Here is a 23,563-nt window from a genome sequence, read left to right as displayed (position 1 = left end):
AAACTACTTCAGTGATTTATTGTATTCAGGTGAAACTTCAATGGTTTCTGTAGTTGGAATAAGTAGATCTTCTTTCATTTTCCAACTGCCATCCATAGGCTCAATAAAAATAGTATAAGCACCTAATTGGATGCCTTCGAGTACAGCGGTGAAGCTGCCGTTTGCATTGGCAAGTAGGTTAACTTCGAAATCATGCTTTTTGATTGTACGGTGATAAAAAGAGGCTTTCAGGGCTGTGACCTTACTGAAATCGCCTTTGGTAAATTTAAATTCGACAAAATCACTTTCTACATTTAAATCACCATGAAGATATAACGCTTTTGCCTTGTTGAATTTGCTTAATTCAAGGTCAATTGCTTTACCTTTTTTATAATAATCATCAACCACCATATCTGGGCCATTACCAACCGCAAATATAACTAGACCAATACATGCAACGATGGTTGCAACAGGGAAGAACATTAAGAACCAAGGCCAAAAATGCTTATACCAAGGGGTGGGTTTCATAGTGTGCTCATAGCTAAAAAACAGTGTCGATATAGTATCTTATTTACCTTTAAAAACCTAAAAAAAAGCCTCCAAATGGAGGCTTTTTTGATCTCAAATAATCTTAGCGATTCGCTTATTTATTCTGAGATAAGCTATATACATATGCTGTAAGTAAGTGAACTTTGTCTTCACCAAGAATATCTTTCCAAGCCGGCATTACACCAGCACGGCCATTGATTAGTGTTTCTTCAACAGCACGTTGAGAACCACCATATAGCCAGATATTGTCAGTTAGGTTAGGCGCACCGAAAGGATTGTTGTTAGCAACAGAACCTTTACCGTCCATACCGTGACACGCTGCACACATTGCAAACTTAGCTTGACCTGCTTGAGCGTCTTTTGCATTCACTTTACGACCTGAAAGGCTTAATACGTAAGCTGTCATTTCTTTAATGCCTTGCTCACCTAGTGCACTTTCCCAACCTGGCATCGCAGCTACACGACCGTGAAGAAGTGTTGCTTTGATTTGATCAGGGTTGCCACCGTATAGCCAATCGTTGTCAGTTAGGTTAGGGAAGCCCATACCACCACGTGCATCAGAGCCGTGACACTGAGAACAGTTTTGTGCGTATAGACGTTGACCAATCTCAAGTGCTTCTTCGTTCGTTGCAAGTGTTTCGATGTCTTGCTTTGCGAACGCTTGGAAGATAGGACCAAATCGCTCATCAGCTGCAACATACTCTTGGTCTAACTGAACCCATTCACCATTGGCTTTTGCTTCTTCAATCGCCTTTTTAGACTCTTCCATTGAAGTTACGCCTTGGTTAGAACTTGTCCATTTTAGGAAACCTTGGAAGTTACCAAGACCAGGGTACATTGCTAGGTAGTAAACTGCCCAAACAAAAGTTGCGAAGAATAAGTAAGTCCACCACTTAGGCAGTGGGTTATTTAATTCTTCAATACCGTCGAACTCATGGCCACAGCTTTCGCCTTCTTTAACACCTGTATAGTTTTTCAGGTTCCATAGAAGTAAGCCGAAGATTAGAGCTAGACACGCTACGGTCAATACGATGACCCAAATACTCCAAAAGCTAGTCATTTTTCAGACTCCTTTTCCTCATTAGAGATTGTGTTGTTGTGCTTCTTTTCATCTTCAAAGATGGCATTAGCTGCATCGTCGAAACGATTCTTTGTACGCTTGCTATACGCCCACACAACAATCACAACAAATAGTACCAAAATTACCAGAGTCAAAATGCCTCTGTATGTGCCGTAATCCATAATAAATTACTTCAAGTGAGTGCCAAGTTGCTGCAAGTAAGCAATAAGGGCTTGCATTTCTGTTTTGCCTTTAACCGCTTCTGCCGCGCCTGCAATGTCTTCATCGGTGTATGGCACGCCAAACCCTTTGAACACTTCAAGCTTCTTAGCTGTGTCTTTACCATCTAGTACATTTTCATCTAACCAAGGATAAGCTGGCATGTTTGACTCTGGAACCACTGAACGCGGGTCCATTAAGTGTGCATAGTGCCAGTCATCAGAGTAACGCTCACCAACGCGAGCAAGGTCAGGACCAGTACGCTTAGAACCCCACTGGAACGGGTGATCCCAAACAGATTCACCAGCTACAGAGTAGTGACCATAACGCTCAACTTCGTCACGGAATGGACGGATCATTTGTGAGTGACAGTTGTAACAACCTTCACGCACATAAATATCACGACCTTCCATTTCTAAAGCTGTAAGAGGGCGGAGGCCATCAACAGGTTTAGTCGTATCGTCTTGGAACATCAGTGGTGTAATTTCTACAAGTGCACCAAAGCTGATAGCGAAAACAGTTAGGATAGCCATAAGGCCAACGTTCTTTTCGACAATCTCATGTTTGTTGGTAGAGTTATTATTGCTCATACATTACACCCCACTTAAGCCATTTGAGTATTAGCGTCAGCAGTTAAAGAACCGCTCTTCGCTGCAACTGTACGGTAAACGTTATATGCCATTACTAACATACCCGCTACGATGAATACACCACCAATAAATCGCATGATGTAGAAAGGCTTAGATGCTTCTAGAGATTGAACGAAGCTATACATTAACGTACCGTCAGAGTTAACTGCACGCCACATTAGGCCTTGCATTACACCTGAGATCCACATTGCTACGATGTAAAGAACTACACCCACAGTGTGTAACCAGAAATGCGTGTTAACTAGCTTAACGCTGTACATGTTACCGTGACCAAATAGTGCAGGGATCAGGTGATAAATTGCACCGATAGAAATCATCGCAACCCAACCAAGCGCACCTGAGTGTACGTGACCAACTGTCCAGTCTGTGTAGTGTGATAATGCATTCACAGACTTGATAGCCATCATTGGGCCTTCGAACGTTGACATACCGTAGAAAGACAGTGAAACAACTAAGAAACGAAGAACAGGATCAGTACGTAGTTTGTGCCATGCGCCAGATAGCGTCATGATACCGTTGATCATACCACCCCAAGATGGAACGAATAGGATTACAGACATAACCATACCTAAAGACTGAGTCCAGTCAGGTAATGCTGTGTAATGTAGGTGGTGAGGACCCGCCCAAATATAAAGAGAAACAAGTGCCCAGAAGTGAACTACTGATAAACGGTAAGAGTAAACAGGACGACCTGCTTGTTTTGGTACGAAGTAATACATCATACCTAAGAAACCAGCTGTAAGTAGGAAACCTACTGCGTTGTGACCGTACCACCACTGAACCATTGCATCTACTGCACCTGCGTAAATTGAATAAGATTTACCTAGAGATACAGGAACTGCCATGCTGTTAACGATGTGAAGAACAGCAACAGTAATGATGAAACCAGCATAGAACCAGTTAGCTACGTAGATGTGAGATACTTTACGCTTAATAAGAGTACCGAAGAATACGACTGCATAGCTTACCCAAACTACCGCGATAGCGATATCGATTGGCCACTCAAGCTCAGCATATTCTTTACCACTTGTATAACCAAGAGGAAGAGTGATAGCTGCAGCTAAAATGATAGCTTGCCAACCCCAGAAGGTGAAAGCGGCTAGTTTGTCAGAGAAAAGACGCGTTTGACAGGTACGTTGTACAACATAATAAGATGTTGCAAATAGCGCACTAGTACCAAATGCGAAGATAACAGCGTTCGTATGTAACGGACGAAGTCGAGAGTACGTTAACCATGGAGTGTCAAAGTTCAAAGCTGGCCAAGCAAGCTGTGCTGCAATAAGCACACCTACACCCATACCAACAATGCCCCAAATCACTGTCATGATAGCGAATTGGCGTACAACCGTGTAGTTGTACTCAGATTGTGATGCTACTGATTGGCTCATTTTCTGGATTCCGCTGCAATTGTTGCGATTAGAAATGAATTACCTGCAAGCAGGCCCTATTATTTATTTCACAAACTCGTCATGAAAACGTTTGAAATTTGATAAAAACGCTTAAAAAACAAGCTTGAGAAACCCTTTTTTTTGCATGGTAATAGTAATTTTTTTGCAAAAAAAAAGATACCTAAAAGAAGTGAAATCATGACATCAATCAATTTTTTGCAGTGATCGCAAATAATGACGGCTTCTAGTAGCGTTCAATTTTAGAAAAGCTTAGACTTGCCTTTTAAAATCCAACCTAAAACTAGTATGACAAAGACTTTTCATCACTTCTTTATATTGGTTTCGAGCCTGTTAGCAATCGCTTGTTCAGACTCAAATACAATTATACATGAAAGTTCAGAAAAAAGTGAAAGTTATCTTCCTCCTGAAAACTGCGTCGACATTTCAACCTGTCATTTAGCGGATGGGGTCATGCTTTGGGTCGATGATAATTTGAAGATACAAGCAGAATCTGAGTTTTTAATTCGTCTTCGAGTAGAACAGGGTAGGCCCTTTGAGATTAAAGGTGCCAAAATTAATGGTAAGTCAATGAATATGGGCTATATCCCACTATTCTTTTCACAATCAAATAAAGACACATACATAACACAGGGTATTGTTGGCGCATGTGACACCGACGATATGGTCTGGCAAATCGTTATTGATTATTCGATTGATGACGTTGTAAAGCAAATTAGCCTTACATTACCAATGAGTTGAGTATTTAAGCAGTAAAATAATATGAACAAACAGCATTTCATCGAACATTTAAAATTTGCACTTGAAGCAAAACTTCAAGAGGCAGTACAAGCGGCAAATTCTGCGAGAGAAGATGCAACGCACGAACAAAGTGCAGCAGAAACGCAATATGATTCTCTGAGTATTGAATCAGCCTATCTAGCACAGGGCCAGAGTGAGCGTGTAGACGACGCGCACAAAGCAATTAAAGCTTTTAATGAGATTTATGAGTTGTGTCCTTCTGAATCGATTGTCATTGGCAGTTTAATTAGTTGCGAGAATGAAGCGGGTGACTTGTATTGGTACTTTATTGGGCCAACAGAAGGTGGTTTGAAACTAGATATAAAAAGCACAGTCGTTTGGACAATCACACCCGCATCACCACTTGGTAAGGTGCTCATGAATAAAAAAGTGCATGATGAATTTGAATGGACTATGCATGGCGCAACACAGGAATTCGAAATCACAAGAATTCTTTAATTAATATCAAAACACCAATTTAAATCTGTGGTTTAATATTAAGCAATGTACTCTTAAGCTTATTAATTATGTCATCGGAAATTACCCCAAAAGCAAACGAGCAATTAGACTTTTTATGCGAATTGCTAAACTCTCATGGTTTGGTGCCAATTTGCTCTAAGTTAAATGACTTACAGCGAGATACGCATATAGAGGTTATGGGAGAAAGCCCGCTTAAGATACACTGCCATGTTTATGCTCAAAACGAAGTTAGGTTTAGCTATTTGAAGTCGAAGAGTAGGGTTCAGATGCGCTTAGTGTTAAGTGAAACAGGGTTTAAAATCTTTGGAAAAGAAGAGTTTTTTAAGCACTTACTTACATTAATTGAGGGAAATGCGAGTTAGGTTTATAACTCGCAAACATTACTCACGAAACGCTCATACAGGCTAGGCATATTTTCAATAAGTATATTGTGGCCAAGTACATTTGATGCTTTTAGAGCTTGATTGATATTTTCAATATTCTGATATTCAAACAAATCTTTACTGCATGATATGTGGCTTATATGCCAAGGTTCTTCAGCTACACCACCTCTAAACTCTTCGTAGGGACGATAAAAGCCAAACTTAGAAAGGTTCTCGTCTAACCAGGTATTAAGTGTATAAAATGGCCCGTCAAATTGATACTCCCACGGTTCAAGCTGCAATGTTTGACCAAGCTTTAATAGGTTAGGTGCAAACACATCTAGGTCAGTACCGAAGTGATGCCTGCTCGCTCCAGGCATTGCCGAGTAAAGCATAATAGCTTGTATAATCTCGATTTCTGAGAGGTTAGCAATGTCAACAGGTTCGTTATTCGCATTTAAAATAGGGCGCTTACCTGAAAACTTGTTATTCCAGATAAGAGATTGGCGTTCAAAACTTCGATAAGCAGATGCAATTTCTAAATCAAATCCTGCATGCTTAGCGGCTACTTCTAAAGCTCGAAAATCATCGACGATCTCTTGATGAAGTTGTTTGCCTTTGTATTCGGTCAAATGCGCTTCAGAAAGGCCGCAAGCGCAAGCGGCCATATCAGATAAAGTCATTAGCTAAGTAACTTCTCGAGTATCTTCTCGTAAATTAAAGCCAGTTGGTCTAAATCATCACAGCTAACGTGTTCATCAACTTGATGTATGGTTGCATTAATTGGCCCGAGCTCTATGACTTTACAGCCCGTTTGCGCAATAAAACGACCATCGGATGTGCCGCCAGTTGTTTCTGGTGTACTCGGCAAACCGGTTACTTCTTCGATGGCAGCCAACGTCACATCAAGCAATTCACCAGGCTCAGTTAAAAATGGTAGGCCATTTACAATCCAGTTTAAGTCGTACTCTAAGCCGAATTTATCTAGAATTGCGATTGCGCGTTGTTGAAGCTGTTCAACCGTTGATTCTGTTGAAAAACGAAAATTGAACTGCACATACACACTGCCAGGGATGACGTTTGATGCGCCAGTACCGCCTTGAATGTTTGATATTTGAAAACTAGTTGCCGGGAAAAACGCATTGCCCTTATCCCATTCAGTTTGACTCAGCTCTGCCAAAGCAGGAGACACCGCATGAATGGGGTTATGCGCTAAGTGAGGATATGCAACGTGGCCTTGTTTGCCTTTTACAGTTAAATGTCCTGTTAAAGAACCTCGACGGCCATTTTTGACTACATCACCCAGTCGGTCACGTGAAGAAGGCTCACCGACCAAACACATATCGATTTTTTCATTTCTGGCTTCAAGTAGATCGACTACCTTTGTTGTGCCATTAATGAATGGGCCTTCTTCATCCGATGTAATTAGAAACGAAATAGAGCCTTTATGATCAGGGTGCTTTGCTACAAACCGCTCAGTGGCAACCACCATAGCCGCCAGTGACCCTTTCATGTCAGCGGCACCACGGCCATGTAATATGCCATTTTCAATGACGCCATCAAAAGGCGGATGTTGCCATTCATTCTCATCGCCTGTAGGCACAACATCAGTGTGGCCTGCAAAGCAAAAATGCGGGCTATCAGTGCCTTTCCTTGCCCAAGTATTTAATGTATCGACAAAAAAATGCTCTTCAATGTTAAAACCAAGTTTAGCTAAGCGCTCGTTCATTAAGTCTTGGCAGTTAGCATCTTCAGGTGTCACTGATTTTTTTTGGATCAATGCTTGGGCTAATGAGACAACCTCAGAATGTTGAGGTGTATTATTGTGATTGCTCATTAAGCGAAAATCTCATCGTACTGGGCTGCTTTAAAACCAAGATGTAGTTGACCATTGACCTCTAGAATAGGGCGTTTGATCATCGCTGGCGCCGCAACTAAATGAGTAATGGCAGATGCCTCAGATAGGTTGCTTTTTTCATCATCTGATAAAGCACGGTAGGTTGTTCCGCGTTTGTTTAATACTTGCTCCCAGCCTAAGTTTTTGCAAAATTCAGCAACTAACTCTTCTGAAACGCCATCTTTACGGTAATCATGAAAAGTAAATTCAATATTATTGTCACTAAGGTATTTTTTTGCTTTTTTAATGGTGTCACAGTTCGGAATGCCATACATAGTGATCATAAGAGCCTCTTAAATATTCTGGTTTTGAGTAATTGTAATAAGTGGGTCTAGCCCTGCTCGCACTTGCTTCAGCGGGTAAAAGCAAGGACCTAATTTATCTGCATTAACAATAAGCAAACTGCCGAGCAATGGCTTGTCTAGATGCGTGGTTTCGAAGTAAGCAAGTAATTCACCTTGCTTGACTTCTTTTTTGCCAAAGGCACTGGTTATTTGCAAACTTGTATTGGCTTGCTCTGAAGGTGGCTGAATATGAATGAGTAACTTCAAGCCATTTTTTGCAACCAGTATAATCTCATAGCCATGGCGTTTAACTTGTTCAATTTTACCGTCAAATGGTGCGGTAACTTTTCCTTGGGTCAACTCTACAGTCACGCCTCTTCCAATCATGCCAGAAGAAAATAGGGCAAGCGGGTGCTGTTTTAAAGACTGTACTTTGCCGCTGAACGGACTGGCGAGATGTAAAACTGGGTCAACAATTTCATTGATAGGTGCAAAAGGAACTGATTGAGAAAACTGCATTAAAGAACCGTGTATCCGTCTTTTTTCAGCGCATTAATTGCGTCTTGAATTTGTTGTTCTTTGACTAAAACATAGTCGGTGTCATAGGTGGAAATGGCAAAAATTGAGATTTTAGCATTGGCTAAAACACCAGATATATTGGCCATGATCCCTGTTAAAGAAAAACCAAGTGGACCTATCACTTCTAATGCTCGCCAATGTGCTTCAGTGGCAAAACTATCAATTTCAATATCTGAAGGGCAAACAATAGAGAGTTCTTCAAGTGTTTTAGAAATAAAGAAAATATCACACGCTAACACTTGGTTAGGAATTGTTTGGTCAACGTCAAGGCTATGTATTGAAAAATCCTGTTTTAACAATTGTAATGTTTGCTTTGACATAGTCGCTTATGTTTATTGGGCTATATGTCTTATAGTATAGCTAAGTGTTAAAAAGTTAAACCCTCAACACTTAGCTAAGTTTTATAATTGCACAAACAGAGTTAGTTTGTTTGATCTGCTAATTGCTTAGACTGAATAGCCGTAAGCGCAATGGTATAAACGATATCTTCTACCAGTGCACCGCGGCTTAAGTCGTTCACAGGTTTGCGCATACCTTGCAGCATAGGACCAATACTTACCAGCTCAGCACTTCTTTGTACTGCTTTGTAAGTTGTGTTGCCAGTATTTAGGTCAGGGAATACAAACACCGTTGCTTTACCTGCAACTTTACTGTTTGGTGCTTTTTTGCGCGCTACATTTTCCATAATCGCTGCGTCGTACTGTAGTGGGCCATCAATTTCAAGATCTGGACGTTTTTGCTGAGCAATTTTAGTGGCTTCACGTACTTTATCTACATCCGCACCATGGCCAGACTCACCCGTAGAGTAGCTGATCATGGCAACTCGCGGCTCAATACCAAAGGCCGCAGCAGAGTCAGCTGACTGAATGGCGATATCGGCAAGTTGCTCAGCAGTTGGGTCTGGGTTAATCGCACAGTCGCCATAAACCAATACTTGATCAGGTAGTAACATAAAGAACACAGAGCTCACTAAAGATGAACCCGGCGCAGTTTTAATGAGCTGCAGAGGAGGGCGGATAGTATTCGCTGTGGTATTCACCGCACCAGATACAAGGCCATCGACTTCGTCTTCAGCGAGCATCATAGTGCCTAATACCACGTTGTCTTGCAGTTGCTCTTTAGCAACCACAGGGGTAAGACCTTTGTTTTTACGCAGTTCAACCATAGGTGCAACATAATTATCTTGGATCTCATTCGGATCTTTAATAATAACGTTTTCGTTGAGCTCTACACCTTGTTGAAGCGCAATACGTTCGATTTCTTCTCTTTCACCCAATAGTACAGTTTTGGCAATGCCACGTTCACCACAAATTGCAGCAGCTTTGATAGTGCGAGGTTCATTGCCCTCAGGAAGCACAATGGTTTTCTTTGCTTGACGTGCTAAATCGGTCAACAAGAATCTAAATGCAGGAGGAGAAAGCTTGCGTGTTTTCGCAACGTCTTTGGCTAAAGTATCTAACCAATCTGAGTCGATGTTCGCAGCATTATGCTCTTTTACTTTTTCAATACGCTGTTCGTCGTCACTTGGTACTTCCATATTAAAGTTGTGAAGTAACAATGAGGTACGCCACGTATCGGCTTCAGTGGCTAGAATCGGCAGACCTGTTTCCATCGCCTGTTCACATAAAGTCATGATGCGCGGTTCAGGTTTGAAGCCACCCGTTAATAAAATCGCACCTAATTTGGTACCATTCATAGCGGACAAACACGCTGCCACTAACACATCAGAGCGGTCTCCAGGTGTAACCAGTAGCGCACCCGGGGTAAAGTGATTCAGGATATTTGAAACCGTTCGGGCACAAAAGGTGACACGGCGTAAACGTCGGTGGGCCATGTCACCGGCATTGATCACTTCGGCTTTTAGGTAATCACTTAAGTCTGCTACACGTGGCGCAACTAAGTCGAAGTCCCATGGAATTGCGCCAAGCAACATAAACGGGTGTTTTCTGAAAATAGGCAATGACGCCAGACGGTTCATTTCATTTTCAAGTTCTTCAGGTTCATGCTGGTCAACTAAATCAGCACGCGCGCGGCCTTCTTCATCAAGCGGAGCATTTACTTTGTTGAAAATACAACCCAGTACACGACTGTGATCTATGCCGCCGTAGTTACCTGAGGCAATTTCTAACCTATCTTCTAACTGCTCGTTCGTGTCATTACCTGGGGTTAATACAAATACGATATCAGCACCAAGCGTTTGCGCGATTTCACGGTTAACACGACCTGCATAAGGCTGTAGACGAGTAGGAACCATACCTTCGATAATCGCAACTTCATCATCACTGATGGCACTTTCGAAGCGTTCAACGATTTCTTCTAGTAGATCATTGCCTTTACCATCCCCAATCATTTGCTCAGCATAGCTAAGTTCAAACGGCATTGGAGGCTGAATGGTTGAACCTTGCTGCACAATAACCGTCGATTTCTCAGGGCCTATATCATCTTTACGAGGTTGCGCAATGGGTTTAAAGAAGTTTACTTTGACCGCTTTTTGCTCAAGCGCACGCACAAGACCAACAGAGACAGACGTTAAACCAACCCCAGTAGAGATGGGGATTAACATAATCCTACGACTCATTATTTTTGCTCCTGTGCAATGTTTGCTGCATCGTTGGCAATCATCCATTCTTCATTGGTAGGCACCACAATGGCACATGGCGATGTTTGCTTTGTGATCACACCTTCAGAACCAAAGCGTGCTGCAAGGTTGTTATCATTGTCGATTTCTAAACCTAAGAAAGATAAATGTGCAACAACCTTAGCGCGTATAACATCTGAATTTTCACCAATGCCCCCTGTAAAAATCAATGCATCTAAGCCACCTAAAGGCACTACAAACGCAGCAATTTGTTTTGCTAAACGATAACAGAAAATATCTAATGCAAGTGCTGCTTGCTGATGCCCGTCAGCCGCAGACTCTTCAATGGTTCTACAATCGTTCGAAAGTTCACTAATGCCTAATAATCCACTTTCTTTATTTAAAAGCGTATCGATTTGCTTTGCTGAGTAATTCAGTTGCTCAGTCAGGTAGTTGAAAATGCCTGGGTCAATATCGCCACTGCGGGTGCCCATGACTAAACCTTCAAGCGGCGTCATACCCATACTGGTATCTACCGATTTACCATTTTTGATAGCCGTAACCGAGCAGCCATTACCTAAATGCGCGCTGATGACCTTAGAGTTTGTTTCTTCAAGGTTTAAGGTCTTGATAGCTTCTGCCGATACAAAAGCATGACTGGTACCATGGAAACCATAGCGTCTGATCCCATGTTGTTTGTAAAGCGTATAAGGCAGCGCATATAAGAAAGCTTCTGGCGACATGCTTTGATGGAATGCGGTATCAAACACAGCAATTTGCGGTAAATGAGAAAATGCAGATTGCGCCGCTTCGATGCCAAGCAAGTTAGCAGGGTTATGCAGTGGCGCAAGTGAAGAAGTCTTGGTGATAGCTTCTATCACATCTGGTGTGATTAAAGCAGATTTAGTGAAGTGCTCACCACCATGAACAACACGGTGTCCAACGGCAATGAGGCTTGAATCTAATTGTAATTGCTTTACTAGTTCAACTAACTTTGCAATTGCAGTTTGATGAGCATCGTTTGGTGATAGCGCGATAAGTTGCTTGTCACCATTAAACTTGTACTTGATTTGCGGATCTTGCTCGCCTAAACGTTCGGCAAGACCTGAAAGAAGCTCGTCACCCGACACAGTGTCGATGATGGCAAACTTTAAACTAGAGCTTCCGCAATTTAAAACCAGTACATGAGATGAGGGCATATGCATTTCCAATTTTGACAATAACAGTAAATGCGTATTAAGCTTAAAGCGAAGTCGCGGTTTAAGCTACGCAGTAATACAAAGGTATAATAGACAGTGTTAACTGATTATTTTACCCCAATTTTGACCGAATAGTTAGCTTCTAGTAGGAGTCCTAATGCAAAAAAGTCTCATTTCTCAAATGCAACTTGGACGACAGTACGCCAAAGAATGGCCTATGCGCAAAGAGCTTGCGCCTATTTTTGCAGAATTTAGAGTCATTAAAGCCACTGAACTTGCCATCAGTGTTATGCCTTTACTTGCTGTGATAACGTTAGTACTACAAACCAATTGGCTGGGAAATCAGTATGTACCTCAATCTTTAGCCATTGCGTTTTTCTTTTTATCTTTGCCTGCTCAAGGTTTACTTTGGCTGGGGAAACGTGCTGATACGCCGCTTAATCCATCACTAAACACTTGGTATCAAGAATTGTTTAATAAGATGGTGGCCAATGGTTATGATGCACCCATGCAATTACAATCTCGAAGACCAACTTATCGAACTTTGGCAAAGCTTTTAAAAGACATGTTTGAGAAAATGGATAAGGCATTCACGAAAGAGCAGTTTTAAACTGCTCTTTTTAGTTATACAAATTTTTCAAAACAAGTCTTTTAATTAACAGGACTCGAATTTCACAGAATTGTTCACACCTTCTGATATTCGCTTAAATAAAAAGATAGGGTAATCGAGTGACTCTGTTTTTCCTTTAAAGCTTCATAGTGACTTTCTTTAAATTTCCAAGCAAATGGTGTCATTTGTATCAAGTGCTCAATAATTTCCGTTTTAATCTCAACTTGTTTCTCTAGCTCATGATGTTGGACTAATTCAAACCCTGCAGGGGTATCTGGATGTGTATGTAAGTTCACTTCAGGGTAAATTAACGATTTAAGCTCAAATAAATGTCTAGGGCCTGGGTTTACTAAAATTACTTTACCCGTTTTCTTCACCAGCCTTTGTAATTCTTGTTCAAAAACGGGGGCGAATACGGTAACAACACAGTCCATACTTTCATTTTCAAATGGCGCTTGTTTAGCAGAAGCAACACTAAAATTAGCCTTTTTATATCGCTTAGCAGCATACTTAACGGCTGATTTTGAAATATCTAGCCCGTATACAGCACATTCAGGTAATTCATTGGCAAATAAATGCGTATAAAACCCTTCGCCACAGCCTAAATCGAGTAGTGTTCTAGGAGAAGATAGGGCAATTAAATTAGCGATTTCTTGTCTTAAAAAATGGTAGTGGTCGGTTGCAAAAAACGCACGACGTGCTTGAACCATGTCTAAGTTATCACCGGGTTGCTTTGATTTTTTGTTCTGCACAGGCAGTAAATTAACATAGCCTTCTTTAGCGAAATCGAATTGGTGTTTTTTCTCGCACGACATGCTATTACCCGTTTTATTTAACGGAGCCTGACAAAGCGGACAGTGATAAATTAGCGTCATTTATCTAAGTATTCCTTATCATAAAAGGTTTTAACCCAGTGGGGTTTATAAGTAATAAGTAAAGTGATTGCCATACCATTCAACATGGCTTCGGGAAACCAAATCAGCGTTGCATAAAACAAATAGTTATCTAATAACTGTTGGAATGTGTATGCATCAATTAGCCAGTAATAAGCACCTGACGACAATATTTTGAAGGCGCCAATGCAGCCAGCGCATAAAAATGCACAGACAAAAATATAAACAAAGAAATGTCTTGGTAGCTTGCTGTAGCAAAATACAAATAGGCCGTAACTAACCAGTATAGGCAGAAGTGCAGTAAAAAGATAAAACTCGGCAAATTCAGAAGATTGAATGCTGCCAAACACAAGTAGTAAGAGACTGGTAAGTAGGGCACTTAAACTTGCTAACCGCCAACCAAGCACTAAAGTAATTGCGGTTATTCCCAATATATGGATATTTAAATAGGGCAAAATCCCCGCTTTGATTTGCCAAAGTAGCGCCAACACAACCGAGCAAGCAAGTACACCAGTTTGTCGGATAGGCTTTTGCCAAAGCGTTATATATTCGCGCTTATCGATTGTAAGTGCGAATATGATTAAGGTAACAAGCGGGGTCAGTAACATAGAGTGAGTTCTAATTAAAATTTAAACTCAGCCCAAATAGGCGCGTGATCAGAAGGCTTCTCGATACCTCTTAATTCGTAATCGATTTCACTTTCTACACATTTGGCCATCAATGATTCAGTAGCTAACACTACGTCAATGCGAAGGCCTCGGTTATCATCAAAGCCTTTTGAACGATAGTCGAACCACGAGTAACGTTCTGTTTTTTCTGGTGTTAATTCGCGGAAAGTATCTTTAAATCCCCAATCCATTAACGTCGCAAGCCATTCGCGCTCTTCGGGTTGGAATGAACACTTGCCCGTTTTAAGCCAACGTTTCTTATTTGGCTCACCAATACCGATATCTAAATCAACCGGTGAGATATTGATATCACCCATTACAATGACATTTTCTTCAGGCGTGTGATTTTCATTTAAGTGTGTCATTAAGTCTTTATAAAACTGACGCTTGTATGGGAATTTGGTTTCATGGTTTATGTTATCACCTTGAGGGAAGTAGCCATTATGAATGATCACATCTTCACCTTTATCATTCTCAAATACACCTGAAATCATACGCTTTTGAGACTCTTCTGTATCAGTCGAAAACCCTTTTTTGATTGATTTAGCTGGTTTCTTCGACATCAATGCGACACCATAATGCGCCTTTTGACCATGGAAATAAACGTGGTAGCCCATAGCTTCTACATCTTCAACCGGAAACGCTTCATCGTGAACTTTAATTTCCTGTAAACCAATTACGTCCGGTTGATGTTTGTCGATTAATGCTTGCAATTGATGAAGACGAGCACGAAGGCCATTAATGTTAAATGAGATTACTTTCATAATTTGCGCTTATAGTTCTATGTAATTTATGTACCATTTTAACATTGAAAGGGAGTTGCGAAAGCCCGAGATAGCAATTTAAATTATCTATCACCTTTTTCGATTTGGGAGATATGTTATTTATTAGTCAATACACTCAAATTTTGGTGAGAAAGTAACCTAGCTAGAAATGCTAACTGAATTAGTACATTGAATTTTAATGACTTTATTTCTGGTTCGGTTATTGCTTTAAATTTAAAAAATGCAATTTTAATGGTACAACTTATTGAATGCTTAAGTTGAACCAGTCACTCACTTATATCAATCAGCTTAATTAAGTGTTACTGCAGATTGGTATTACATAGTAGGGAAATAACATGAGCGTCGTATTAGAAGATAGACCTATTGAACAAGTCAGAGAAGAAGTAATAGATAACCTAATTTATAACTATAGCCATGGTGTTATTTCCGCAGAGGCATTTGAAAGACGTTTAGACAAAGCAATGAGTACACAAGTTCATGCTGAAATCGTCGCCTTAACAGCAGATCTTACTATGCAAGCTGACGAGAAATATACGGCGCAAAAAGATGCGAGCTTAAATATTAATTACGGACAAAAGTCTGCAGGTGACAAGCTAGATATTAAAACGGTTTTAGGAAACAGTTCGCGAACTGGTAAATGGGCGGTGCCTAAAGAGATAAACTTACTAAATGTTTTAGGTTCTACAACATTAGATTTTTCTGACGCGGTATTCGAACATCAAGAAGTCACCGTCAACGTAAACTGTGTACTTGGCTCAGAGAAAATTTTAATCCCCGAAGGCGTAAATGTGATCTGTGAGGCGTTTTGTATTCTAGGTAATGTAGAAAATAAAGCGCCATCTATTGCGCCAAAACAAGCACCGACTATAAAGGTTAAAGGCAAACTGTGGTTAGGCTCAGTTGACGTTGAAATTAAGCGCACAATTAAAGAAAAATTTGTGAGCTTTGCCAATGAACTCAAATCATTATTTGATGATGGCAGTTATGGTAAATATAAATAAACAGGGTTCAAAAGGGCACGCTTAAACATGCCCTTTTTATTATGCTTTTTGATCAGTAAATTTTAAGAAGAAAATCAAATTCGCGATAAACCACAAGTCTTTTATTAAAAAGTGACCTGTCGTGGACAAAATTGTCGATGAAGAAACGGCCCCCGGGGTTGTAGCTAAAAATGTTTGTGTCATGACAAAAACTGCAAGTGACATTAACACGCCAATCCAAAGTACTTTTTTGTTATATATGGCTGCAATTAAAAGTGCGACAGCTAACAAATCATAAACACCAATTAAATTCGAGGCAGTTTGTAAATCCCAAACAGCATACATCCAAGACATAAATGGTGAAGTTTGCAGTAAGTCTTCGATCCCTTGTGCTTCTATCAAGGTAAACTTCATACCTCCGATCCAAACGAGTACCACCAAAACTGGGAATATCGCTATCCACTGCATTACATGATTAGAAAGGTTTGGGTTAAGTAGACAGATGCCAATTGAAAGTAACGCAAAATACTTAATGACGCCTTGGCCTGCTCCGATGACAGGAAACCCGCCCATGCTTTCAATCCACATACCCGTTGAAAAAAGGCTTAGTAAAGGCACTACAGACACAATAATGAGTAAAGATGCTAAAGTCGGTTTTGCTTTTTCAAAGTACATAGAAAGTATCGAAAATACAGCAAGTAAAGAAAAGCATAAAGCAGCCAATATATTAGCAATTTCATAACTTAGGAATGAGTTTAAGCCAAAAAAATTGACTGTTTTTTCGATATGCCTATGACTACCCATCAGTAACATACTCGTGCTCATCAATAAACTTGATAATCCAACGAGTAAAAGCGCCACCTTGGTACTGCAATACAACTTTTTCATTTAACAACCTTTTTAATTGGGAATACGCAATAAGACCGAGATAAAGAAAATTTCTTTCATTTTATAAATATCTTTTATCGAAAACTGTTTCTTTTGTCATTTTAAGCAACCAAAATAACACCGCACTTAAACACGGGAATTTTAAATGATCAAAACACTTTTTTATTGTGTCTTATTGCTTATAGCCATACCCAGTATCGCTAAGCAACAAACTGTCGTTCTTATCTCACTTGATGGTTTTCGGTGGGATTATATTGAAAAACATAACGCTCAAAATATTAAACGCATCGCTGATAGCGGTGTTCGAGCCACTAAAATGTGGCCTGTATATCCAAGTAAAACCTTTCCAAATCATATATCCATAATTACCGGCTTACTACCGGTCAATCACGGTATTATCGACAATAAGTTCTGTGATAAACAAAGAGGTGATTGTTATAAGATGGGTAAAGGGCAAGGTGATAGTACTTGGCTCAATGGTATACCTTTATGGAATCTAGCAAAAATGCAAGGGCTTAAATCAGCTGCCTATTTCTGGCCTGAATCTGATGCGCGTTTTAATGGCATGACCCCTGACTATTACTATCATTACTCTAAACATAGTGATTACCAAACGCGTATCGACCAAATGGTTGAGTGGTTAAAGTTACCAAAGGAACAAAGACCAAGTTTTGTTGCAGGGTATTTTTCATTAGTCGATAGTATGGGTCATGACTTTGGACCTGATAGCAAAGAAGTCTATGATGCCGTGCAAACAATGGATAAGCTAATCGGGCAGTTTAATGAGCGCTTAAAAAAGTTGCCTCATGATGTGAACTTAGTGCTGGTGGCAGACCATGGTATGTCTTCATTGAAAGAAGACAAAACAATCTCGATTAACAGCCTGAATATTCCAAAAGCTTGGACGGTGAAAAATACAGGTCCAAGAGTACTTATTTATGCGAATAATACTTCAATTGAAGATATAAATGTTGCAAAACAAAAACTCCGTCTTATTTCGAACAACCGCTATGCAGTGCTAGATGATACGATTTTAAAGCAACGTCATTACTATGGCACTCCGAGGATCCCTGATATTATTCTAGAAACTAAAGCCCCGAGTGTCTTTAGCCTTGATGGCAAACTAGATTATAAAGGTAGTCACGGATTTGCAAATACAGATGATATGGCTGCTATGTTTGTAGCAACCGGACCTGCTTTTAAAAAGGGCTATCAAATTAAAGAAATGAGTAATTTAGAAATATACCCAACAATAGCTAAAATACTGGGTTTAGTGCTTATACAAAATGTAGATTCAAATGGTGAAACACTTCTAAAAGCGCTAAACGAATGATTAAAATAAAATTCGGAAACTAAAATTTTAAATAAAAAGAGTAACCATGAGGTTACTCTTTTTTGGTTGGAAACTTTTTATCACCATTGTTTTGTTTGAAGCTTGCTGATTGAGAGTGACTTTTATCTAGTTTATTCAAATGAGACACAGGCTCAGCCAAAGCCGAGGTTGAGCCAAAACATAAAACTAAACTAAAAATCTTTTTATACGCTGATGCAAACATAACAATTCCCTGAGCCTAAGCTACTTTTGATATGTTTTAATTTTAGCAATGATGAGCAGAAAAGTGTGTGTCGAAGTGTAGCCAAATGTAAGAGAATGTAAGACCAGTTAATCTGGCCTTACATTTACAGAATAACTAATTTATAAGTTATTTTTTCCTGCTAAGTCTAGGAAGAATGCATACTCTAGAGCAGTATCATGTAAGCGTTTGAAGCGACCTGATGCACCACCGTGACCCGCTTCCATATCTACTTTAAACAATAACTTATTGTCGTTTGTCTTATAGTCGCGCAGTTTTGCTACCCACTTTGCAGGCTCAAAGTACTGTACTTGAGAATCATGTAGGCCAGTCGTTACAAGAATATGAGGGTAATCTTGTTTCTTAACTTGATCATAAGGCGAATAGCTTAGCATGTAGTCGTAATAAGCTTTGTCGTTTGGGTTACCCCATTCGTCATATTCACCGGTAGTAAGTGGAATGCTTTCATCAAGCATAGTTGTAACTACGTCGACAAAAGGAACATGTGCAGCAATGCCTTTATATAAATCAGGTGCTTGGTTGATCACCGCACCCATTAACAGACCGCCAGCACTGCCACCTACAGCGTAAACTTGATCTTTATGGCCATAACCTTGCTCAACAAGCTGTTTTGTTACGTCTACAAAATCATTAAAGGTATTTTGCTTGGTCAGCTTTTTACCATCTTCATACCATGGACGGCCTAGCATTTGTGAACCACGGATATGTGCAATAGCAAAAACAAACCCTCGGTCTAGCAAGCTAAGTCGATTGCTAGAGAAGCTTGGATCCATCGTTGCCCCATAAGAGCCATAACCGTATTGATATAATGGGTTTGTACCATCTTTCTTGAACTTGTCTTTACGGTAAACTAAAGAAACAGGTACCTTTACACCGTCTCTCGCAGTAACAAAAATACGCTCAGAAGCGTAGTTTTCTACTTTGAAATCACCCAGTACTTTATTTTGTTTGAGAATATTTGGTTCACCTGACTCAAGGTTGAAATCGTAGTGAGTTCCTGGGGTAGTCATACTGGTGTAATAAATACGGATTGAGTCATTGTCTAATTCGTTATTGCCATATAAATATGCAGCAAATGCGTCATCATTAAATTTAAGTGCTTTTTCACTGCCATCTTTAAGAGAACGAACGATTACTTTTACCTGACCCATTTTACGTTCCTGATAAACAAGGTGGTTATCAAAAAGTTCGATACCTTCTAATTTAACTGCTGGGCGGTGTGCAATGACTTCTTGCCATTTAGATTTATCACCTAAATCTTTTTCGTTAACTTGCATTAGTTTGAAGTTAACCGCATTTAAATTGGTTAAAATATAATAGATGTCGTTATGTTTCGAAACACTATATTCAAGACCTTTCTCACGGGGAATAAAGCGTTTGGCCTCTGCTTTACTATCATTTGCGTCTATAAAAGACATGCCAGAAGACTCGGTACTTGAATGGTAAATGACAACATTTGAACCATCTTTCGTTTTACCTATGTAGGTATAGTAAGTATTGTCTGCTTCTTCGTAGATCAGTTCATCTGCTGATTGCGGTGTTCCTAACTTATGGCGGTATACTTGATAGCCTAATAATGTTTGCGGATCTTTCTTAACATAGTAGAAATGTTCATTATCGTTAGCCCACACAACACTCGCTTGCGCGCCTTCAATTTTATCGTCTAAAAGTTTGCCAGTTTTTAGGTCTTTAACTTGAATAGTATAAATTCTGCGACTGACTGTGTCTTCACCATAAGCGAGTAGTTGGTCATTTGGACTCGCAGATAAGCCTGATGCACTATAGTATTCATGGCCTTTTGCAAGTTCATTAACGTCAAGAAGGACTACTTTATCAGATCCTTTGAAGTCAGTGCTTCGAACATAAATAGGGTATTCGTTATCACCACGCATTTCCGAAGAGTAGAAATAGTTACCGCGTTTGGTCGGTACAGAATTATCGTCTTTTTGAATCCGAGACTTAAGTTCTTCAAATAGTGTTTCTTGAAGCTTTTCGGTGTTACTAAGTTGCGCGGCAGTATAAGCGTTTTCGGCTTCTAAGTGAGCAATGATTTCAGGATCTTTTCGCTCGTCATCACGCATCCAATAGTAATTATCAACACGTTTATGGCCGTGTATTTCCATTTCGTGTGGAACTTTTTTGGCTATCGGTGCTGCAACAGCTTGATCTTGTACTTGTGCAGTTGATTGCTGAGTTTGAGTATTATTGTCATTATTACAGCCAGCTAATACTGCCAAAGAAATGATGCTTAAAGCATGAGGTAGAAATCGTTTCATAGTAATCCTTGTTATAAATTATTCCTTTTGATGCTAACTCAGATTTTACAGTCTCACCAGCCAAGATTGTAAAGACATGTAAAGTAGTAAAAGCATGCGTTAAGTTTTAAACAAATTGTACAAATTAGATAAAGTTTTAAATGCTTTGAACACGACATTTAATCAAATGTAAACTGTTTATTAAATGTACAAAATAAATGATTTATTGCATTTACAAGAATAAAAGTGGCTATATAATGCGCGCAAACTCGTTCTTATTAGGTGTATTATGCTTAAATCTATCTCACTTTTGGCTTTTGGTTTAACTGTTTCTTTGAATGCTCAAGCGTCAGCATTCGTGTCAGCTGATAACTCAGCAGAAACGAAAGTATGTGTTATTGCTTCAACAGAAGGCTTTTCAGCAGCTCGTAAAGAAGCAAGCAAACATGGCTTAAACGTGTCTCGTTTCTCACCGAGCTTATTATGTAATGGCGAAGATATTCGTAAAGTTGCAGAACGTGCTGAGCGTGAAGCGAATACATCTTCAGAGAAAAAAGTAACATTAGTTGCTAAAAACCAAACTTTAGAAACGTCTCTATGTATGACAGCGGCGAGAAAAGGAATTAAAGAAATTGGTTACAAAGCGCGTAGCTTACGTTGTAACGATATTCCAGTACGTGAATTTGTAAAAGAGTTTGCGAAAACAGCAATCTAATATTGCTTTAGAAAAGATTTCAAAAAAGCCGTTGGAATATTTCAACGGCTTTTCTAATGTTTATGAATTATTTAGTCCATATGCCTTTAGGTAATGTAGCTTTAATTTTCTCATTACTATTTGGGTCGAATACAGGTACTTTACCTTGTTTAAGCTGAGAGATGTAATCTTTGTAAAGCCAGATTACAGCACCTGATAACATGAATAGGGCTGCTACGTTTACAATCGCCATCATGCCCATAGACACATCAGCCATAGTCCAAATCAAACCCAGTTCACTAACAGAGCCAAACATCACCATACCCAGCACACATAATCTAAATATCAACATGCCATGTTTATGATTGTGTTCTAAAAACATCAGGTTTGTTTCAGCATATGAGTAATTAGCTACGATAGACGTAAATGCAAAGAATAAAATGGCAATAGCAATGAAAATAGCACCCCATTCGCCAACATGTTGAACAAGAGCTGCTTGCGTTAAGGCAATACCAGTAACACCAGACTCAGGGACTAGTTGATTAGATAGTAGAATAAGTGCAGCAGTTGCAGAACATATGATAATAGTATCAACAAACACCCCAAGCATTTGTACATAACCTTGCGATGCTGGGTGGTTAGGATTCGGTGTAGCTGTAGCTGCTGCGTTTGCCGCACTACCCATACCAGCTTCGTTAGAGAAGAGTCCTCGTTTAATTCCTTGGATCATTGCCTGCATGACAGCATAACCAATTGCACCTGCGCCTGCTTGTTCAATGCCAAAAGCACTATAAATGATTTGCTTGAATACAGCTGGCAAAAGCTCAAAATTGATAGCACATACATATAATGCAACTGCTAGATAGGCCAAAGCCATGAAAGGTACAACTAGCTCAGCAAAACGAGAGATAGTCTTTAAACCACCAAAAATAATAAAACCAGAGCCGATAACGAGTAAAACACCCATAATGTGTTTTGGAATATCAAATGCCACTTCGAACGCGGCTGTGATTGAGTTTGCTTGTACTGCATTGAATACAAGACCAAATGCTAATATAAGGCATAAAGAGAAAAGCACACCCATCCAACGCTTGCCTAAACCATACTCCATATAATAAGCAGGGCCACCACGGAAGTTTCCATCTTCATCTTTTGTTTTATATAGCTGTGCAAGCGCGCTTTCGGCAAAACTGGTTGCCATACCGATAAGTGCAATTAACCACATCCAAAAAATTGCTCCAGCACCACCTAAATAGAGTGCAACAGCAACACCAGCCATATTACCTGTTCCAACACGTGCAGCTAATGAAGTACAAAAAGCCTGAAATGAAGAAATGCCCGAATCAGAACCTTGTCTGCTATTAGCCATAACCTTAACCATATAAGGAAACTGTCTAAATTGAATGAATCCCAAACGGAAGGTAAAGAATAAACCTGCTGCTATTAATAGATATATAAGGACATGACCCCATAACAATCCACTAATAAAGTTTAAAATATCAGCCATAATTGAATGCCTAGTAAATTGAACAAATAAATGAGGGGCGTAATCTAGCATAAATAAGGAAGGCAATCTAAAGAACAGCGGCAAAAACATGGTTTATCCACAGGGTTTTGTGGGTAAGTTGTAATTAACTGGTTTGTAACTCTGTATATTTAAATATTTAAAAAATAATGCATTTACTTTTAAAAAGGGGTTGCGCACTTTTAATTTCTCCCTATAATGCGACCCCACTGACACGGGGCGAGACGCTGAAAAGCAACTCAAAACGATGTCTAGTCAAATAAAACTTAATCTTAAAACTTTCTCTTAAGAAAAAGATTAAAATTAAGTGTTGACATAAAAAGTGAAGTCGTTATTATAGCGACCCACTTCGCAGCAAGGCTGCGGCGACAAGCAAAAGCTTAGTTCGCAGCAAGGCTGCGGCGACAAGCAAAAGCTTAGTCGCAATCCGGTAACCGGAATGTTCTTTAAAAATATGAAGCAATCATCTGTGTGGGCACTCGTACAGATTGAGTTCTAACAGCTCTTGATTCAGGAGCAAAAAATTTAGAGTCTCAAATGTAACTGAGTGACTTCATAGTCAATTCGATTCGAAAGAATCAAAATCAGAATTCATTGAGCATGGTTTGAAGTTTACTTCAAACAAAAAACTTTTAATTGAAGAGTTTG

26 protein-coding genes are annotated in these 23,563 nt (G+C 39.7%); 7 read left to right on the top strand and 19 right to left on the bottom strand.

The window, feature by feature from the left end:
- Positions 1-3 precede the first annotated feature (3 nt).
- The 5 genes from AAEU28_RS11350 to ccoN all read right to left on the bottom strand — a co-directional run bounded on the left by AAEU28_RS11350 (position 4) and on the right by ccoN (position 3,845).
- Complete coding sequence (locus AAEU28_RS11350; RefSeq protein ID WP_421964222.1) at positions 4-507, bottom strand: FixH family protein; 504 nt, start codon at positions 505-507, stop codon at positions 4-6.
- Positions 508-622: 115 nt separating this feature from the next.
- A complete protein-coding gene (ccoP, locus tag AAEU28_RS11345) occupies positions 623-1,588 on the bottom strand; it encodes a cytochrome-c oxidase, cbb3-type subunit III (RefSeq protein WP_421964221.1) in 966 nt (321 codons plus the stop codon).
- Positions 1,585-1,770, bottom strand: a complete 186-nt coding sequence (locus AAEU28_RS11340) for a cbb3-type cytochrome oxidase subunit 3 (RefSeq protein ID WP_058029591.1) — start codon at positions 1,768-1,770, stop codon at positions 1,585-1,587. Before AAEU28_RS11340 ends, ccoP begins: the two co-directional genes overlap by 4 nt.
- Positions 1,771-1,776: 6 nt before the next feature.
- On the bottom strand, positions 1,777-2,397 hold the full coding sequence (ccoO, locus tag AAEU28_RS11335) for a cytochrome-c oxidase, cbb3-type subunit II (RefSeq protein WP_058029592.1): 621 nt from the start codon (positions 2,395-2,397) through the stop codon (positions 1,777-1,779).
- A gap of 14 nt (positions 2,398-2,411) precedes the next feature.
- On the bottom strand, positions 2,412-3,845 hold the full coding sequence (ccoN, locus tag AAEU28_RS11330; RefSeq protein WP_058029593.1) for a cytochrome-c oxidase, cbb3-type subunit I: 1,434 nt from the start codon (positions 3,843-3,845) through the stop codon (positions 2,412-2,414).
- Between the two features lie 306 nt (positions 3,846-4,151).
- Here ccoN and AAEU28_RS11325 point away from each other — a divergent pair, with 306 nt between their 5' ends.
- From AAEU28_RS11325 to AAEU28_RS11315, 3 genes are all read left to right on the top strand, one after another.
- Positions 4,152-4,604: a hypothetical protein gene (locus tag AAEU28_RS11325; RefSeq protein WP_421964220.1), complete on the top strand. Its 453-nt coding sequence runs from the start codon at positions 4,152-4,154 to the stop codon at positions 4,602-4,604.
- A 21-nt stretch (positions 4,605-4,625) separates the two neighbouring features.
- Positions 4,626-5,102, top strand: coding sequence for a GreA/GreB family elongation factor (locus AAEU28_RS11320; protein ID WP_421964219.1), 477 nt, complete (start codon positions 4,626-4,628; stop codon positions 5,100-5,102).
- 68 nt (positions 5,103-5,170) lie between these two features.
- Complete coding sequence (locus AAEU28_RS11315; RefSeq protein ID WP_421964218.1) at positions 5,171-5,485, top strand: hypothetical protein; 315 nt, start codon at positions 5,171-5,173, stop codon at positions 5,483-5,485.
- A gap of 2 nt (positions 5,486-5,487) precedes the next feature.
- On the opposite strand, the gene AAEU28_RS11310 is transcribed toward AAEU28_RS11315, so the two are convergent.
- The 7 genes from AAEU28_RS11310 to AAEU28_RS11280 all read right to left on the bottom strand — a co-directional run bounded on the left by AAEU28_RS11310 (position 5,488) and on the right by AAEU28_RS11280 (position 12,022).
- Entirely contained in the window at positions 5,488-6,168 is a 681-nt protein-coding gene (locus tag AAEU28_RS11310; RefSeq protein WP_421964217.1) for a M15 family metallopeptidase, read from the bottom strand.
- Positions 6,168-7,322 (bottom strand): succinyl-diaminopimelate desuccinylase, encoded by a 1,155-nt coding sequence (gene dapE / locus AAEU28_RS11305; RefSeq protein WP_421964216.1) that lies wholly within the window; start codon positions 7,320-7,322, stop codon positions 6,168-6,170. The genes AAEU28_RS11310 and dapE overlap by 1 nt, the downstream gene beginning before the upstream one ends.
- A complete protein-coding gene (locus AAEU28_RS11300) occupies positions 7,322-7,666 on the bottom strand; it encodes an ArsC family reductase (RefSeq protein WP_421964215.1) in 345 nt (114 codons plus the stop codon). The genes dapE and AAEU28_RS11300 overlap by 1 nt, the downstream gene beginning before the upstream one ends.
- A gap of 9 nt (positions 7,667-7,675) precedes the next feature.
- A complete protein-coding gene (locus AAEU28_RS11295) occupies positions 7,676-8,185 on the bottom strand; it encodes a PTS glucose transporter subunit IIA (RefSeq protein ID WP_421964214.1) in 510 nt (169 codons plus the stop codon).
- Positions 8,185-8,565 carry an ACT domain-containing protein gene (locus AAEU28_RS11290; RefSeq protein ID WP_390445990.1) on the bottom strand — a complete coding sequence of 127 codons (381 nt, stop codon included), beginning with the start codon at positions 8,563-8,565 and terminating at the stop codon, positions 8,185-8,187. Before AAEU28_RS11290 ends, AAEU28_RS11295 begins: the two co-directional genes overlap by 1 nt.
- Before the next feature lie 101 nt (positions 8,566-8,666).
- Positions 8,667-10,823, bottom strand: a complete 2,157-nt coding sequence (pta, locus tag AAEU28_RS11285; protein ID WP_421964213.1) for a phosphate acetyltransferase — start codon at positions 10,821-10,823, stop codon at positions 8,667-8,669.
- Entirely contained in the window at positions 10,823-12,022 is a 1,200-nt protein-coding gene (locus AAEU28_RS11280; protein ID WP_421964212.1) for an acetate kinase, read from the bottom strand. Before AAEU28_RS11280 ends, pta begins: the two co-directional genes overlap by 1 nt.
- Positions 12,023-12,179: 157 nt before the next feature.
- Here AAEU28_RS11280 and yfbV point away from each other — a divergent pair, with 157 nt between their 5' ends.
- Positions 12,180-12,632: a terminus macrodomain insulation protein YfbV gene (gene yfbV, locus AAEU28_RS11275; RefSeq protein ID WP_421964211.1), complete on the top strand. Its 453-nt coding sequence runs from the start codon at positions 12,180-12,182 to the stop codon at positions 12,630-12,632.
- A gap of 74 nt (positions 12,633-12,706) precedes the next feature.
- On the opposite strand, the gene rlmA is transcribed toward yfbV, so the two are convergent.
- Genes rlmA through xthA form a run of 3 tightly spaced genes read right to left on the bottom strand, consistent with a single transcriptional unit; the run spans position 12,707 to position 14,957 of the window.
- The gene (rlmA, locus tag AAEU28_RS11270) at positions 12,707-13,507 is read right to left on the bottom strand and encodes a 23S rRNA (guanine(745)-N(1))-methyltransferase (RefSeq protein ID WP_421964210.1); all 801 of its coding nucleotides are present in this window, start codon (positions 13,505-13,507) and stop codon (positions 12,707-12,709) included.
- Positions 13,504-14,133, bottom strand: coding sequence for an energy-coupling factor ABC transporter permease (locus tag AAEU28_RS11265; protein ID WP_421964209.1), 630 nt, complete (start codon positions 14,131-14,133; stop codon positions 13,504-13,506). The genes rlmA and AAEU28_RS11265 overlap by 4 nt, the downstream gene beginning before the upstream one ends.
- A 14-nt stretch (positions 14,134-14,147) precedes the next feature.
- A complete protein-coding gene (gene xthA / locus AAEU28_RS11260; RefSeq protein ID WP_421964208.1) occupies positions 14,148-14,957 on the bottom strand; it encodes an exodeoxyribonuclease III in 810 nt (269 codons plus the stop codon).
- A gap of 356 nt (positions 14,958-15,313) precedes the next feature.
- Between xthA and AAEU28_RS11255 the strand changes: the two genes are divergently transcribed.
- Entirely contained in the window at positions 15,314-15,979 is a 666-nt protein-coding gene (locus tag AAEU28_RS11255) for a DUF1707 SHOCT-like domain-containing protein (protein WP_421964207.1), read from the top strand.
- A 39-nt stretch (positions 15,980-16,018) separates the two neighbouring features.
- On the opposite strand, the gene AAEU28_RS11250 is transcribed toward AAEU28_RS11255, so the two are convergent.
- On the bottom strand, positions 16,019-16,846 hold the full coding sequence (locus AAEU28_RS11250) for a DUF417 family protein (protein WP_421964206.1): 828 nt from the start codon (positions 16,844-16,846) through the stop codon (positions 16,019-16,021).
- Between the two features lie 145 nt (positions 16,847-16,991).
- Between AAEU28_RS11250 and AAEU28_RS11245 the strand changes: the two genes are divergently transcribed.
- The gene (locus AAEU28_RS11245; RefSeq protein WP_421964205.1) at positions 16,992-18,179 is read left to right on the top strand and encodes an alkaline phosphatase family protein; all 1,188 of its coding nucleotides are present in this window, start codon (positions 16,992-16,994) and stop codon (positions 18,177-18,179) included.
- A 52-nt stretch (positions 18,180-18,231) separates the two neighbouring features.
- Here the strand turns inward: AAEU28_RS11245 and AAEU28_RS11240 are convergent, their stop codons facing one another.
- Together AAEU28_RS11240 and AAEU28_RS11235 are read right to left on the bottom strand one after the other, a co-directional pair.
- Positions 18,232-18,402: a hypothetical protein gene (locus AAEU28_RS11240; RefSeq protein WP_421964204.1), complete on the bottom strand. Its 171-nt coding sequence runs from the start codon at positions 18,400-18,402 to the stop codon at positions 18,232-18,234.
- A gap of 140 nt (positions 18,403-18,542) precedes the next feature.
- Positions 18,543-20,717 (bottom strand): S9 family peptidase, encoded by a 2,175-nt coding sequence (locus AAEU28_RS11235; protein WP_421964203.1) that lies wholly within the window; start codon positions 20,715-20,717, stop codon positions 18,543-18,545.
- A 268-nt stretch (positions 20,718-20,985) separates the two neighbouring features.
- Between AAEU28_RS11235 and AAEU28_RS11230 the strand changes: the two genes are divergently transcribed.
- Positions 20,986-21,411, top strand: a complete 426-nt coding sequence (locus AAEU28_RS11230; protein WP_138483030.1) for an exonuclease III — start codon at positions 20,986-20,988, stop codon at positions 21,409-21,411.
- A 67-nt stretch (positions 21,412-21,478) separates the two neighbouring features.
- On the opposite strand, the gene AAEU28_RS11225 is transcribed toward AAEU28_RS11230, so the two are convergent.
- Positions 21,479-22,897, bottom strand: coding sequence for an alanine/glycine:cation symporter family protein (locus tag AAEU28_RS11225; RefSeq protein WP_421964202.1), 1,419 nt, complete (start codon positions 22,895-22,897; stop codon positions 21,479-21,481).
- Positions 22,898-23,563: the final 666 nt, after the last annotated feature.

The sequence above is a fragment of the Pseudoalteromonas sp. SS15 genome (assembly GCF_049257195.1).
Lineage (GTDB): Bacteria > Pseudomonadota > Gammaproteobacteria > Enterobacterales > Alteromonadaceae > Pseudoalteromonas.
The sequence above is the reverse complement of the archived record's forward strand: the minus strand, read 5'-3'. Positions and strand labels throughout refer to the sequence as shown.

Bases quoted from the DNA above. Each gene is read 5' to 3' on its own strand.
- AAEU28_RS11350 (WP_421964222.1), bottom strand. From the start codon at position 507: ATGAAACCCACCCCTTGGTATAAGCATTTTTGGCCTTGGTTCTTAATG.
- ccoP (WP_421964221.1), bottom strand. From the start codon at position 1,588: ATGACTAGCTTTTGGAGTATTTGGGTCATCGTATTGACCGTAGCGTGT.
- AAEU28_RS11340 (WP_058029591.1), bottom strand. From the start codon at position 1,770: ATGGATTACGGCACATACAGAGGCATTTTGACTCTGGTAATTTTGGTA.
- ccoO (WP_058029592.1), bottom strand. From the start codon at position 2,397: ATGAGCAATAATAACTCTACCAACAAACATGAGATTGTCGAAAAGAAC.
- ccoN (WP_058029593.1), bottom strand. From the start codon at position 3,845: ATGAGCCAATCAGTAGCATCACAATCTGAGTACAACTACACGGTTGTA.
- AAEU28_RS11325 (WP_421964220.1), top strand. From the start codon at position 4,152: ATGACAAAGACTTTTCATCACTTCTTTATATTGGTTTCGAGCCTGTTA.
- AAEU28_RS11320 (WP_421964219.1), top strand. From the start codon at position 4,626: ATGAACAAACAGCATTTCATCGAACATTTAAAATTTGCACTTGAAGCA.
- AAEU28_RS11315 (WP_421964218.1), top strand. From the start codon at position 5,171: ATGTCATCGGAAATTACCCCAAAAGCAAACGAGCAATTAGACTTTTTA.
- AAEU28_RS11310 (WP_421964217.1), bottom strand. From the start codon at position 6,168: ATGACTTTATCTGATATGGCCGCTTGCGCTTGCGGCCTTTCTGAAGCG.
- dapE (WP_421964216.1), bottom strand. From the start codon at position 7,322: ATGAGCAATCACAATAATACACCTCAACATTCTGAGGTTGTCTCATTA.
- AAEU28_RS11300 (WP_421964215.1), bottom strand. From the start codon at position 7,666: ATGATCACTATGTATGGCATTCCGAACTGTGACACCATTAAAAAAGCA.
- AAEU28_RS11295 (WP_421964214.1), bottom strand. From the start codon at position 8,185: ATGCAGTTTTCTCAATCAGTTCCTTTTGCACCTATCAATGAAATTGTT.
- AAEU28_RS11290 (WP_390445990.1), bottom strand. From the start codon at position 8,565: ATGTCAAAGCAAACATTACAATTGTTAAAACAGGATTTTTCAATACAT.
- pta (WP_421964213.1), bottom strand. From the start codon at position 10,823: ATGAGTCGTAGGATTATGTTAATCCCCATCTCTACTGGGGTTGGTTTA.
- AAEU28_RS11280 (WP_421964212.1), bottom strand. From the start codon at position 12,022: ATGCCCTCATCTCATGTACTGGTTTTAAATTGCGGAAGCTCTAGTTTA.
- yfbV (WP_421964211.1), top strand. From the start codon at position 12,180: ATGCAAAAAAGTCTCATTTCTCAAATGCAACTTGGACGACAGTACGCC.
- rlmA (WP_421964210.1), bottom strand. From the start codon at position 13,507: ATGACGCTAATTTATCACTGTCCGCTTTGTCAGGCTCCGTTAAATAAA.
- AAEU28_RS11265 (WP_421964209.1), bottom strand. From the start codon at position 14,133: ATGTTACTGACCCCGCTTGTTACCTTAATCATATTCGCACTTACAATC.
- xthA (WP_421964208.1), bottom strand. From the start codon at position 14,957: ATGAAAGTAATCTCATTTAACATTAATGGCCTTCGTGCTCGTCTTCAT.
- AAEU28_RS11255 (WP_421964207.1), top strand. From the start codon at position 15,314: ATGAGCGTCGTATTAGAAGATAGACCTATTGAACAAGTCAGAGAAGAA.
- AAEU28_RS11250 (WP_421964206.1), bottom strand. From the start codon at position 16,846: ATGAAAAAGTTGTATTGCAGTACCAAGGTGGCGCTTTTACTCGTTGGA.
- AAEU28_RS11245 (WP_421964205.1), top strand. From the start codon at position 16,992: ATGATCAAAACACTTTTTTATTGTGTCTTATTGCTTATAGCCATACCC.
- AAEU28_RS11240 (WP_421964204.1), bottom strand. From the start codon at position 18,402: ATGTTTGCATCAGCGTATAAAAAGATTTTTAGTTTAGTTTTATGTTTT.
- AAEU28_RS11235 (WP_421964203.1), bottom strand. From the start codon at position 20,717: ATGAAACGATTTCTACCTCATGCTTTAAGCATCATTTCTTTGGCAGTA.
- AAEU28_RS11230 (WP_138483030.1), top strand. From the start codon at position 20,986: ATGCTTAAATCTATCTCACTTTTGGCTTTTGGTTTAACTGTTTCTTTG.
- AAEU28_RS11225 (WP_421964202.1), bottom strand. From the start codon at position 22,897: ATGGCTGATATTTTAAACTTTATTAGTGGATTGTTATGGGGTCATGTC.